This is a genomic window from Bartonella sp. TT29SHDZB, from assembly GCF_042193395.1.
Taxonomy (GTDB): domain Bacteria; phylum Pseudomonadota; class Alphaproteobacteria; order Rhizobiales; family Rhizobiaceae; genus Bartonella.
Genome location: NZ_JBHILQ010000003.1, coordinates 41,635 through 56,264, shown reverse-complemented (window position 1 = coordinate 56,264; position 14,630 = coordinate 41,635). Strand labels below are relative to the sequence as shown.

7 protein-coding genes and 3 pseudogenes are annotated in these 14,630 nt (G+C 34.5%); 2 read left to right on the top strand and 8 right to left on the bottom strand.

The genetic code is table 11. The annotated features are described in order from the left end of the window. Positions 1-132: 132 nt before the first annotated feature. The 8 genes and pseudogenes from ACFIJJ_RS02635 to ACFIJJ_RS02600 all read right to left on the bottom strand — a co-directional run bounded on the left by ACFIJJ_RS02635 (position 133) and on the right by ACFIJJ_RS02600 (position 12,688). Positions 133-2,886: an autotransporter outer membrane beta-barrel domain-containing protein gene (locus ACFIJJ_RS02635; RefSeq protein WP_375645821.1), complete on the bottom strand. Its 2,754-nt coding sequence runs from the start codon at positions 2,884-2,886 to the stop codon at positions 133-135. A 740-nt stretch (positions 2,887-3,626) separates the two neighbouring features. Further along, positions 3,627-4,097, bottom strand: a pseudogene (locus ACFIJJ_RS02630) (hypothetical protein). 167 nt (positions 4,098-4,264) lie between these two features. After that, positions 4,265-4,666: a hypothetical protein gene (locus tag ACFIJJ_RS02625; RefSeq protein WP_375645820.1), complete on the bottom strand. Its 402-nt coding sequence runs from the start codon at positions 4,664-4,666 to the stop codon at positions 4,265-4,267. Positions 4,667-5,028: 362 nt separating this feature from the next. After that, positions 5,029-5,410: pseudogene (locus tag ACFIJJ_RS02620) on the bottom strand (hypothetical protein). Between the two features lie 1,045 nt (positions 5,411-6,455). After that, on the bottom strand, positions 6,456-7,832 hold the full coding sequence (locus ACFIJJ_RS02615; RefSeq protein ID WP_375645819.1) for an amino acid permease: 1,377 nt from the start codon (positions 7,830-7,832) through the stop codon (positions 6,456-6,458). Positions 7,833-8,281: 449 nt separating this feature from the next. Further along, positions 8,282-8,641 carry a hypothetical protein gene (locus tag ACFIJJ_RS02610; RefSeq protein WP_375622367.1) on the bottom strand — a complete coding sequence of 120 codons (360 nt, stop codon included), beginning with the start codon at positions 8,639-8,641 and terminating at the stop codon, positions 8,282-8,284. 421 nt (positions 8,642-9,062) lie between these two features. Continuing rightward, complete coding sequence (gene hutH, locus ACFIJJ_RS02605; protein WP_375622366.1) at positions 9,063-10,601, bottom strand: histidine ammonia-lyase; 1,539 nt, start codon at positions 10,599-10,601, stop codon at positions 9,063-9,065. A gap of 1,317 nt (positions 10,602-11,918) precedes the next feature. Further along, positions 11,919-12,688, bottom strand: a pseudogene (locus ACFIJJ_RS02600) (class I SAM-dependent methyltransferase). A 422-nt stretch (positions 12,689-13,110) separates the two neighbouring features. On the opposite strand from ACFIJJ_RS02600, the gene ACFIJJ_RS02595 reads away from it, so the two are divergent. After that, complete coding sequence (locus ACFIJJ_RS02595; protein WP_375633780.1) at positions 13,111-13,737, top strand: LemA family protein; 627 nt, start codon at positions 13,111-13,113, stop codon at positions 13,735-13,737. Next, on the top strand, positions 13,737-14,588 hold the full coding sequence (locus ACFIJJ_RS02590; RefSeq protein ID WP_375645817.1) for a TPM domain-containing protein: 852 nt from the start codon (positions 13,737-13,739) through the stop codon (positions 14,586-14,588). Before ACFIJJ_RS02595 ends, ACFIJJ_RS02590 begins: the two co-directional genes overlap by 1 nt. Positions 14,589-14,630: the final 42 nt, after the last annotated feature.

The window sequence follows — 14,630 nt, the reverse complement described above, 5'->3', positions numbered from 1 at the left end:
ATCAACATGATATTTTCATATTTATTAAAGCACATGGTACCATTATTAAAAAATTCTGCACAAACAATGGTTTTAATTCCGATAATAGAACAAGACTTTGAAAATCACATTTATTATTTTTAAAAAGATGGCTTAAAAATGATAGCGCAATCCACCAGAAAAACGAATTCCAGAAAAACCTGCCTTGGTTAACGTGTGCTGATAGCTAAGATCACTGTAAAGTGTGACTTTAGAAGAAAACTGTGAATTGACACCCAAGCCAACTTCTAAGGAAGAACCAAAAGAACTCAACTGAAAAACATCTTTAAAATGCACAAATTGTTCTTTACCAAAACAATGAGCAAGATGAATATTGCCATAAAAAGAAGTGATACGATCCTTTTCAGAGGCTGTAAATGTTTTACTTAAACGCCCACCAACACGCATAAACCATTGATCTATTTTTTTCATCTCAACATCAAATCCGTCAATATCACGAAACTTATCAAATTGCAGATGTTGATAAATAAGCTGAAATTGCGGATCAAAAATAAGACCTTCACGTCCTATCATAGACACTTTACCAGCAGAAAAAGAAACGTTGAGAGGTTTTGCTTTTAATGTCGCCGTCTTACCCCAAACATGGCTACGCACATCCCCTTTAAACAAGCCATAAGATAAAAGACCGTCTACGTAAAAATCAGTGTTGTGTTCCACACTAGCGTATGCCGTAAATGACCATTTATTAAATGTACTCTTTTGACTTTGTTCCACATTATGAGGTTGTAAGGAAAGTTTTCCATAGGTTCCCATAATCCCAAAAGATGTCGTATTATGTGCACTCTCTACCGTTTTAAGCAAAAGATTTGTTTCTATAGCGTTATAATCAACATGTCCATCGTACCCATATTTAAGTGTAGAAAGATCTGAGATATAACGATAACGTCCACCATAACCGTGAACAGATAAAGCAAAATTCTCTTCGTTTTTTAATAATTTACGAGGAATAGACCGCGTAACTTGCAACTGCTTTTGTTGATGACTAATATCCATAAGTCCAACATGAAATAAAGCATTTGGTAACAAAAGATAGGTCGGAACTTGTGGAACAACCTCTCTGACCTTTAACGCAGAAGGAGGAATAGCAGACACCTCTAAAGCAGGCTGAATATATTTACTTTCAAGGCGGAAATCCCAAAAATCTCCATCTCCTTCAACCAATCTTTGAGAAGTTTGTGCATTTCCAAGAGCAGAAGCTGGACCATAAGCATGAAGATAATATTGGTAAGGCAAACCCTCTAATGCGATATAAGGACGATCTAACTGAAAAGAATCCTCTGCCGCTTTTCCAGAAACCTGAATAAGTGAAATACTATGAGCATTTTCACCGGTTGCTATCTCACCCAGATTTCCTGAAACAAATTGCACATAAACTGTCGTTTTTCCAGAAACATCACCATGTATCAAAAGCCGATCAGTTTTTTTATTATCGAGCAAACCTTCACGACTGAGATGTGTATTGAGATAAATATCTGCCCTATCTTGCGCACTATAAACTTCTTTTTCTCCCTTCCCAATATAAAGTGTCTGATACTCCTGAAACATTGGAGTCTCAAAAGCAATAAAACTATCAGAAACTTTCACAAATGAAATAGACGAACTTGTAGGGTTTGCAACTTGCAAATCTATCCCTCTTCTTTTTGTCAAAAACCATTTTGATCCCCCTGTTAAATAAAGCTCAGCAATAGAATCATCGGCAACACGAGTCCCTCCTATCAATGAAGAAGAATTAGCCAAAATCGCTACACTTCCCCCCTTTTCAGCTGTTAATAATAAGTCACCAAAAATTTTTGTACCTTCTGTTACTCCAATATAAATACGACTGTTATGACTATGAACAGCTGTCCCATCTGGAACCTCAAAAATCGTCCTTTTCAAAAAGACAAGCCCCTGTTCATATGCATCATTTTCCCCATCCCTCTCAAAATACATACCATGTTTGTTACCGATTGCTTTAATTGTTGAATCTTCAATATTAACCCGTGAAATTAAAATATTTCCTTCCCTGCCATTATTGGATGGTGTGTTAGAATCTTGTCCAACTGTTAAAACATGAACATCCGTAGAAATAATATTCGTATTTTTTACATAAACAGAACCCTGATGTTTTACATTGAAAACTGTATGTGTAATTTTTCCATTTGTATTTTCTTTGTCTTCTGTTTTTTGATATTTTGAAGCAATGGTAACACCATCTAAAGTCGCACTCCCCGCTCTCCCCACATAAAGCGCAGCAGCATCATTCACATCAATAAATCCACTTTTCATCTGAATACCCGCATTAGCACTAACGAAAAGAGCACTCTCTCGACCGATACCCTGACCTTCCACTTTAATTTTTGTATTCGTTAACGTAACAGATGCTCCTAGATTCTCTGCATAAGCAGCTATCTGAGAAGATTCAATTGTTCCACGATCAACCTCAATCATTCCACTATCAGCTTTAAGACCTATTGATACATTTTTAAAAGCTGAATCGCTCAAAACAACTTTTCCTCCTCGTGAGACCACAGCACCATAGATATCTTCTACACCTGCAGTCCCTTCAACCTCTACACGCATTGCCTCAATAACTGTATTTGACTCCTGTACGACTATAGCAGCAGGCAACATGTGAGAACGACCATCGCCATTCTTTTCTTTAACAGGTGCCGTGAATTTATATACTTTATCACTAATTGTATGCTTTGAACCATCACTGCATCCGTAAGGTAATTTGTTTTCATCACATGACAGTGATACAAATGAATGAGAATGTGTCTCAATATTTATGTTTAACAAAAAAGAAAAAATAGCTGCTGTAAAAACACACGAATATAAGCGATTTTTAGATGCTTTGCTTATCATTGTTTTTTAAAACTTTCTTTTTCTCAACAAACACAAAAAATGCTGGTACAAAAATAAATCACAAATTAAATACGATAAGAATAAAATAAACAAAGTGATTTTATTATTTTTATGATAAATGATAGGGTCTTATAATATGTTTTGTGTTTTATGTAAAGAAAGAACAAACAGTTTTAAGATACCATTTAGGATTACGATCTCTTAAAGAATTACCCCCTAAAAGTTCTGAGAACTGTAATATAAGCGCCAGACAACTAAACCACAACAAAAACCTAAGGAACTGTAAGCCATCTAACAAAAAATTGAATAAATAAACAAAACCTCTCTTAATGCCCTATCATCAATATTTAGAATTAATCAATGAGCTACTTTAGAACATATCATCTCAAAATAGATCATAAAACAAAAAGCTATTTACATCAAAATTACCTGCATAACACTTTCATATCCTCTGATAAAATCTAAATACAATAAAACACTCACTCTCCTGTAAAAAACATCAAAATCATTTCTATAAAAGCAATTTATTTATGATCGTTAAAGAAGGTATTTTAGCAAAGCTATTCTTTGCCATTTTTTATATTGAATAACCTTCTCCAAACAATAACTCACCATCCCCCAATATTATTATCATCTGACAATAACACATCACTAAGCTAGTCTCTGATGAATATAACTATATCGAGGATAAAAGAGCTGCATTTTTACTCCCTCTCCCCATTAATATTTTCATTGAATTATTACTTGAAAGTTGAATATATTTTACTGTCAATGATCACTTTTTCAATTTTTTTTATTTTCTGGCGTTTGTTATCATTTTCAAAACGTAACATCAAATCTCGCTCTTATTTTGTCGAATTGGTTACTCCAAAAGTATCATTGTCCATAACCTGCTGATACCCTGCTACCATTAAATTGACTAAAAATGAATCACTTCGCAGTGCTGATGAAAAATAAATTCCCTTTGAATCCTGTAGTTTGTACCCACAACCTGCTTTAGTCATGCACTCATAAATTACTACAAATTCACTTGCACGCGAATCCATATTTTCAGAAGAAACATAGAATGGTTTCTAGCCACATTTTAACAGTGCTTGTTGAACCATAGATTTATTGACACTGGGCGTTTCCCATAATGCCAACGTCGATGGAGGAGATTTGCTAACACATCCCGCAAAGCTTAACAAAGTTATAGCACTCAATAATTTCAATTTTTTTTATTTTCCCCCATTCTCTCAATATTCACGATAAAAAAGCTTATAAGCCTGTGCTAATATTTTTTCGCATGTAAGATGGTTAGTCCATTGAAAAACAATCCCGCCTCCCCCCATGCGAGAACAAGAATATAAAGATTATTGATTACAAACAGCATCAATATTTAAGGTTGACATTCTGGTTGCTCTTTATGCTCTTCACAATGAGGACTATTCAAGCGCCTCTCTACACTTCGCTGAGGAATAACAGCATCAGGCTGACAAATTGGAAGATTTTCATACTTTTCACACCACTTCACCCTTCCCAATTTATCTTGAAAACCTGCTTGTATCATGCATGCATTCACAGACTCCTCAGCATTTAATTTCTCATCAGTACTTGTTTCTGTATCAAGACGACCATCAAGATGCTGTATTCCACATTCTAACAGAGCTTTTTTGATCTCAATTTGATCAGCACCAGACTTTTCCCATGCATCTACAGCTGTTCGAGAAGGCTGCTCTGGGTAACATCCAGCCATAACAAATAAGGTCATCCCGCTGAATAATTTTAAAATCTGCTTCATTTTCCTGTCCTTGAATAATTTGATATTATGAAACAATCCATAAATTACTGTACATGCTGCTTTTTCACTTCCAAAACAATGATGAACATTATCAACCTATATTATTTTATCTTTCCGAAGATTATGCCGTAATTATTATATCAAAAATACGGTAAAATTATTACTAAAATCATATGTCTAACAATGATATGCTTATAATTATTATCAATATTTTGATTACAATCAAAATAGATATTTTTATATTATTGCGCCAACAGTTGTGGTACCCATAAATAAATAGCATTGACATGCTGAATTAAGGTCCCCTCGCGCACAAGCATGAGAAACATGAAGATAGGGATCGAGATCATTACCAGCAAAAATTAAGGCTGACATTCAGGTGCGGTTTTATATTTTTTACAAAACGGGCTGTTCAAACGCTTCTTGACACTTCGTTGTGGGATAACAGCACCAAGACAACAAATGGAGAGATTTTCATCTTTATAAGATATAACACCAATATAATCCTCCCCATTTGTAGTGAAGTTTTGCTTGAAACATGCAAGCATCAATAGAAGCCTTTGCATTGATACTTAAAACTTTTTATTTTCTGGAAAGACATCATAAGGGGGGCATTCCACACTCTAACAGTGCTTTTCCTATCTCAGTAAAATCTTCATCTGGATTCTCCCATGCAGTCAAGTATCCTGCAAGAGACTTCCTAAACTGGCAACCAATTATGACGAATAGAGCTAAGACACTCAATAAGTTTAAAGTTCATTTCATTTTTTCCTCCTTAAATTGTCAGCATGCTGTACTGCATAAACAGCTGCTTCTTCACAGAAAAGTAAAGATGCTATTGAAGGAAACATGGACCTTGCACGTCCAACACAATGTTGCCAGCTGTCCCCCAAATGGATAAGACGGTTGTGGTATGCACTTCAAATTTATTGAAAGATTTCTCGTGTAAAAACTGTTTGCCAACGATTGTTGTTGGTTGTAGTGTTCTTGAGCACCTTTTATGGCAATATTGAATAATTTTACACCCGTAATACAGTTGCGGAGTGCATTTTCCCACCTCCACTTGTGATAAAAATTACTCTCGTATCAATATTATAAAAAATAAGTTTGATCCTTACTCTTGTGAGCACAATAACAACAAGAGACGTAAAACTGTCACACGTTCATTGTTCTCTTTAATTTACTTTTCCTATGAGATTTTATTGTAATACCTTGCTGCTCTTTATTAAAGTTTTTGCAAACACAATGATACAATACCTCTAATGACTTTGTTATCCACTATTTTCTACCAACGCCAATTCTCTTTGAGAAAAAATAATAGAAATAAAAAACTTCAACCCTTCTTTTCAAGAAAAGACATAAAGAGCTTTATCTTCGCTTCTAAAAGAGATAGTAGTTTCCTAAACAACAAAATTTAAACAGCCAATTTTTTTAAGAGCTAAAAAAAAACAAATCTTACAATAACTTCTCTTGTGAAACAGAACTTCATTAATACGTTTAGAAAAAGATATCTGCCTATAATCTTGTATCTGGTAAAATCTATTTGCGCTGTTAGGCATTTTAACCTGAAAGACTTATATTGATGGCACAGCTCACCATCAAAAAACGCCTAATATTTATATGATTTTGTCGTTACCGTAAGCAATGGCTCACAAAAACTTCCAAAGCAAAATAATAACGAGCAGATTTTTTCAATCTAGATTGTTCTAACCTTTAGAGAATAACAATCAAACATCTGTTTTCCTGATGACATCAGCTATTTGTTTTGAGCTTTATCTCTATTCACATTTTATTGCTGTTTCTTTTTCTTAAAATTATAAAGTTTAAGTGCATAGAAACAAACAACAAGCCAAGCAATCCAACTAACACCTATAATTAAAACCGGTCGTGTCTCATCAAAATACCATAAGAGAATAAAAATAAAAACCATAAATAAAATAGAAAAAATCGACCCTATTGGCCAAAATGGAATGGGAAATTTTAAACCATTCTGTGCTTCTTTAGGCATCTTAATTCGCATAAAAAATTGTGAAAGTAAAATCATCATCCAAACAAAAACTGTCGCAAATGTTGCCATTGCGGCAATAAGAAAAAAAAGCTTTTCATGGTAAAAATAATTAAGGACAGCACCAAGAAGAAAGATACCAAAGATCATTAAAATAACAAAAACTGGTATACCATTTTTTGATAAATATTGAAACTTTTTTAAAGCATAACCTTCCTGCGATAAACCATGGATCATACGACAAGCACCATACATTCCACTATTCATTGCTGAAATAGCCGCTGTAACAACAACAATATTTAAAATATTTGCTGCATACGAAATCCCAAGATTTTCAAAAATAGATACAAAAGGGCTATCCATAAGACCAATCTCATTCCAAGGATAAAGAGACATTAAAATAGCTAACGTCATGACGTAAAAAAGCAAAATACGAACTGGAGTAGAATTAATTGCCTTTGAAATCGTTTGATGAGGGTTTTGAACTTCCATAACTGCCATGCCAATAATTTCTATGCCACCAAAAGCAAAAACAACAACACTAAAGCAAGCTAAAAAACCAAACCAACCATTGGGAAAAAGTCCACCATTTTTCCATAAATTATGAACAGTAACGGTAGAAAAATCTGCCCCTTCCCCCCCCCCAAAAAAAATAATTGCTATTCCTAAAATAATCATCGCAATGATAGCGATAACTTTAATAGAAGATAGCCAAAACTCTAGTTCACCATAGACTTCTACAGCAGCTAAATTAATACCTGTGATGATTAATGTAATACTCAGTGCCCATACCCAAGGAGCAACATCAGGATACCAAAACCCCATATAAGTTGCAAAAGCTGTAATATCAGCCAAACCCACAAGAATCATTTCAAATACATATGTCCATCCCGTTAAAAAACCTGCTAATGGCGATATGTAATTTGCCGCATAACGAGCAAAAGAACCAGGTAATGGATTATGAAGTATCATCTCTCCTAAAGCCCGCATAACCATAAAAATAGCTAAACCAGCAATACAATAAGCAATCAAAACACTGGGACCCGCAAGCTTAATTGCCTGTGCAGACCCATAAAAAAGACCTGTTCCAATAGCAGAGCCAAGAGCTAAAAAAATAACTTGGCGCTTACTCATCCCTCTTTTCAGTTCATTTATTGCCATTTCTTTCCTTACTTTTTGAAATGCTGACACTCCACACCACGATAACAGCTTTATGATAAATAAAGCCTCATGTTTCTTTCACAAATATATTTCAAAAAACATCGAAGACCAGCCCGTCAAACACTTTGCTCTAAACAATGAAAAAATACTTTTATTGCGAATTATTCAGCTTTTATAGCCTGCAATTTTGTATTATTTTATTCAAATAAAGTGATAATGAATTTTTTTATAATTGTCATTTAATTCATTTCGTATTCTCTAGTTTTTTACAGAGAAAATTAATCTTAATGTAATCTAAACTTTTAGGCTTCTATTTCCGTGCACAGAAATAGAAGCCTAAAAATTCATAACAAACGCATTAACTATGCGTACAATTAATTTTTTGTTACTTTAAGAAAACTCTCTTTGAGACCACAAAGCAAACTTTTTACGCCAATTGAATAGCTCAATCAATGATAATACGAATCTCGCAAGCCTTCAAAAGTATGAGAAATTGTATTTACAACCCATTTTTTAAGGACTCCAACTGTCTTAAAGATAAACTTTCCAATGGAAAAAAAATATGCGCTAAAAATAGAATCTTTGACTGTTGGCCCAATAATAGCATTCTCCTTATCTTCAGGATTTTGCCCTGAGATAGCAATAAAATCTTTGTTTTTCGCTAAAATCAGAGACTCCTTCTCTTGGGCCACTATTGTAATGAAAACTTCCTCTGGAAAGCCTCCTCTCCTACAATTTGCATGAATCTCAAGAATTTGAGAGAAAAAAATAACTGTTATTGATACACATAATCTAGCACTTTTAAACATTTCTTTCTCCTTTTTTATTTAAAATATCAAAAATGAAATATAAAATTCATAAAGTATTAACAAATAAGAAGAATCTACAATAATTTTTTTATTTTTACTTAATATAATACATATATTATATATTTGTACTTATAAAAATATAATATTACAACATACAATTTGTGAATATTATTTAACTATATTAAAATTTCTGATAGAAATCAGAAAGTATAGGTGCTTTAAATTTATAGTTTCTATAAAATTATGATGCTAAGTCAGATCCCTATAAAATAATAAAATATCTAGTTGACTATAAATAACATACATATACATATACATAATTTATTAAATAATTCAAATATAGTATTGATCTTCTATATTTTCATATGAGGAAGTTTCAAAATTCAATATCCGCTCTTCATCATTGTCCTTAAAACAAGTATTATTGAAAACTTAATGAAGGAAAAATTGTTTCTGGTAAAACAGATAATAAGTGCCCTTCGCGCACAAGTATATGAGCTTGATGAAGATCTGGAGCCAGATAGCGATCTTCTTTAAGAGAAGCAACATTTTTGCGTAAACATCCCATAACAGATTGCAAGAAAGTACTTGTTTTTAAAGGTGCACGATATTCAATTCCTTGTGCTGCAACAAGCGTTTCAATGCCAATAAGTGTAAAAAGATTTTCGCTCATTACCAATAACCGACGAGCTCCATGGCAAGCCATTGAAACATGATCTTCTTGATTGGCTGAAGTTGGTGTTGAATCAACGGAAGCAGGATGGGCCATTTGCTTATTTTCAGACATTAAAGCTGCCGCTGTTACTTCAGCAATCATAAAACCTGAATGAAGACCCGCATTATGCGCTAAAAAAGCTGGAAGTCCATAAGAAACTGCTGGATCAACCATAAGAGCAATACGCCGTTGAGAAATAGATCCTATTTCACATAAAGCAAGAGCAATCTGATCAGCAGCAAACGCTACAGGTTCAGCATGAAAATTTCCACCTGATACAACTTCACCATTCCTTAAAATCAATGGATTATCTGTAACAGCATTTGCTTCAATAATCAGTGTTTTTGCTGCTGCCAGCAAAATATCAAAACATGCCCCCATGACCTGTGGCTGGCAACGTATACAATAAGGATCTTGTACACGCTCATCACCCCGTAAATGTGCTGCACGAATTTCTGAATCCTCTACAAGCTTTTCTAATGTTTTCGATACAGCAATCTGCCCATAATGTCCTCGTAAAATATGGATATCAGGATGAAATGGCGCCGTTGATCCCATGATAGCATCTGTCGTCAAAGCCCCGGCCAACAATCCACCACACAATGCCCGATAACCTCGAAAAAGACCGGCAAGTGCAAGGGCTGTTGATGTTTGAGTCCCATTAATAAGAGCTAGACCTTCCTTTGCCTCTAAAATAATAGGGGACAATCCCGCTTTCTCTAATGCAACCGCCCCACTCATACGAATATTTTGAAAAAATGCTTCCCCTTCTCCCATCATAACAGCCGCCATGTGAGCAAGTGGAGCTAGATCACCTGAAGCACCAACAGACCCTTTTTCAGGGATGACAGGAATGACGCCCTTTTCAAGCATATTTTCCAGCAAATTTACCAATTCTAGACGAACTCCTGAAGCTCCTCTTCCTAAAGAGATAAGCTTTAAGCTCATTATCAAACGCACAATATTTTCAGCTAAAGGCTCTCCTACCCCACAACAATGGGACAAAATAAGGTTTCTCTGTAAAACAGCGACATCGTCCGCATCAATTTTAATGGAAGCCAACTTCCCAAAACCAGTATTAATACCGTACACAGGCTCACTTCCAGCAGCAATTTCAGCAATGCGCTGAGCCCCTTTCTCGATAGCTAAATGCGTGTCATTATGAAGTTTACTCACTTCACCATTAAAATAAATAGCTGCAAGCTCACTAAGCGTCACCTCGCTCGGTTTCAGTATAATAGTCATAATTTACTTTCTTTTTTTATCAAAGTATAATGTTTAGCATTATTGATCCTTCTATAAAACAAAAAAAACTATAACGACTCTTTAAAGCGAGAATGCTTTCTTAAAGGTATTCCTTACAATGAAGTCATTATCCAAAAGTAGAATAGTTGACGATAAATGAAAATGAAATATTGACAAACACAACCAAGGTCATGGATTTCAAAAATAGATAACGCATTAATTTATAATCATAATCTAGCATTATTAATATTAAATGAGAGAGCGGAATATCTTAAGACTCTCTCATTCCAAATCTGTGTATGTTGAATCAATCAAAACCATCCGCTTGCACGTCATAAGCGAGATTGTCGTATGGATAAAACTGTACAAAAAAGGACTAAAAACCTCTTTTATAAACCATGTCAAGGACTGTCGCAACATTGGGAAATGACAAAGTGTGTGATGGTGCAGGCTTATTCTTTTATGAAGCGTAAAGATGGAGAGCTCAATGGATTTATCATCAAGCTATTCCTACTAAACTTATAAAAACCTTAAATAGATAGCTGTCACAATCTATCATGATTGCAAAAATTAAACTCTATAGAAAATTAAAGAACTTATTCAACACATCACAACAGAGAAGAAATTGAGCTTTTTTGCTACTTCTAAAATTGTATTTAAAGCGCCAGATTTAAACCTAAAAAGCACATCTTCAATAAAACCACACAAGACTCGCCCTAACCCGTTATTTAAAATAAAAATAAAAGAAGTTTTCTTATATCAAAAAATTTAATTAACATATTGTTTTTATATTATATCTTTAAAAAAGAGAAATGCTCCATATAACATATTTATATTTTACTTTTTTGTTATATTGAATCTGAATTTAGAGATAATTTCAAAATGAGTTGTTTTTTAAAGGTGCTTCCAAGTCATTACCTTTTTTACTACAAATTTCTGATTATGATAATTTTTTGTACTTTTTCAGTTGTTTTTGTCAAAATTTATTAAAAACACTCTCATTTAATAATAAAAAACAATCATAAAAACAAAGAATTATCAAATATTTCTATTCAATCTACCTCTTCTTATTTTATAAAATAATCTGTTGTTAAACTGCAGTAAAGAAAGCGCTTCGATACTATAATGCAGTGCATAAATTTTCTATTTAAACTCTCTCATATCAAGTAAACAATGAAAATCAGACGTAATAAGATGTCAACGTGAATGCTGAAGAAAAAAACGTCCCCCTCAAAACCTGCCTTAATAAGGCGTTAATTTCCTGAATACCGCCCACTCTGATGTGCTAAAAGAGCAAAAGCAATCATCGATATGGGATTATCCTGCATACATATAGAGCTCACTTCGATACAAAAGCTCCAAATTGCCTTGCACTTCATATTTCTTTATCAATGCGACCAATTGCCGCAAATATTCTTCCCCATAGCAAGCAATAGCGCGTTGCGCTTGCGTTGAAGAGCGGCTCATTCCAATAAAAGCTTCAGAAGGGATCATCATCGTCCAATTATGCGTATGAAAAAAATCTTTTCTGGATCTACCCCAAAGCCATCACTCATTTCCTGTAAAAAATCAAAATTACGATAATAACGGGAATAGTTCGGACTCATTTTTTCTAACAAGGTCTCATAAGCCTCTAGAAATTCGCTATGCTTGAAATCGCGATTATTTTGAATAACTGCCATGACACCATTGGCTCGAAGTTGATCTGAAACAGAACAAAGCAACTTAGGACGCTCCATCCACTGAAACGCTTGCGCTGCAATGACAAGATCAACCTCGCCAATTTGAGGCAAAAGCTCTTCGGCACGGCCCTGATACCACTGCACTGTAGGAAATTTTTTCCGCCCTTTCTTAATCATATCTGCCGATACATCGATAGCATGATATTGGTGCTCATTTCCTAAAAAATTAACAATTCCCTCTAATGCGATGCCTGTCCCAGCACCCACATCCACAATGGACAAATGCTTTTTGTTCTTAAAAGGATGGAGCATGGTTTTAAATAAAGTAAGGGGATAGCGAGGACGATCATAATCATTAGCCAATCCATCAAACTTTTCACTTTGCCGCTGAACACTTTCTATCATAGGACTTTCACCCTCCTTCTCAATTACTACCATACATAATTAAAAAGCCTTTTTTATCCAATGTATTAAACATAACTTCTAAAGGAGGAAAATAAGAACTGCCCTGACCTTCTATCTTTCCATAAGATTGATACTTACATTTTTCTCTTTTCCAATTGTTATCTGCACGTTTTGAAACCCAAAACTCCTACGAAAATAATATAATTTTCTGTAATAATAATTGATATAAATATTATTGATCTTTTATAAGATGACATCTATATTACTATTATTATTTTAATATCAACAAGTCACTTAAGCGTACCTAAAACGCATAGAGATATCAGTTTATTGATAAATACGCCTGTTTATAAATTTCAAAATACTTTCCACCAAGAAAATAAACCCTATATAATACATAAAATATCTGTGGAGACATCTTTATGTTAAATGTACAAACTTCTTCAATGTTTAAAATATTAAAAAAATTTCCAATCGTGATTTTTTTGGCATGGTTAGTGCCATTTTTAAGTGGGTGCGGATTTAATACGATACCAACAAATGAAGAAAAAGCACATGCAGCATGGAGTGAAGTGCTCAATCAATATCAACGTCGTACAGATCTCATCCCCAATCTTGTAGAAACAGTTAAAGCTTACGCAGCTCATGAACAAAGTGTTTTCACAAATGTAATTGAAGCACGTGCTAAAGCAACACAAGTCAACATTAATGCAGATATGCTGAATAATCCAGAAGTTATGCAGCAATATCTCAAAAATCAAGCAAATTTATCAAGTGCACTTTCGCGACTTATGGCTGTTGTTGAAAACTATCCGGATCTTAAAGCAAACCAAAACTTTCTTGCTCTTCAATCACAATTAGAAGGAACAGAAAACCGTATTTCCGTTGCGCGCCGCGATTATATTGAAACAGTACGTGCCTACAATACTGCACTCAAAACAATGCCGACGATGATTTGGGCAAAATTATGGTTTCGTGATGCTAAACCTATGCCAACTTTTACCATCGATACAGATAGCCAACAAACACCAAAGGTTAATTTTAATTAATGAAATCATTTCGATACTCTTTGCAACGTATTGTATTTCCAAAATTATGGGCTTTTATCTGCTCTCTGTATTTAGTTGCTGCATTGGGAAGTATCGCTTGTTCGCAAATAAAATTTCCTCATTTAACAGGTTATGTTAATGATGTGGCTCATTTGCTCGATAATGCAACCAAGGAAGACTTGATAAAAAAACTGGCAGCACTCGAAGAGAAAACGGGAGATCAAATTGTTCTTGTGACACTCCCTACTCTTTCGGGCAACGATATAGAAACATACAGCAATTCTCTTTTTCGTACATGGGGATTAGGCCAAAAGAAGATCAATAATGGTGTATTACTGGTCATTGCACCGAATGAACGCACAGCACGTATCGAAGTTGGATATGGTTTGGAAGGAGAGCTAACAGATGCTCTTTCCTCTGTCATTATTAATAGCTTCATGATTCCTAATTTTCGCGAAGGAAATTATCAAAAAGGAATTGCTGAAGCAGTTGATGCAATTATCAAAGTTATTACAGAAAGTGATTCTGATTTTACTTTTCGCATCAAAGAAAAAGCTAAAATCGTTGAAGAACAACGTAAACAAGCTGAAAAAGAAGAAATGATTATAAATACAATCATGTTTCTCATTCTCTTTATAGTCGTTGGTTTGCCCATTCTTGCAATGATTTTTGGTAAAAAAGTGGGGCCACAAAAGTATCTCTGGCTGGGGATCATCTTCACACCTTGGTTTCTTAACTTAAGTGCCGGTGGCAGATATCCTGGTGGAAGGTTCGGAGGTCCTCGAGGTGGAGGGGGATTTAGGGGTGGTGGTGGATCATCTGGTGGTGGTGGTGCAACAGGAAGATGGTAAAAGGAACGTGGATTTTTAAGCGTAGCAAATCTTCTTAAGATA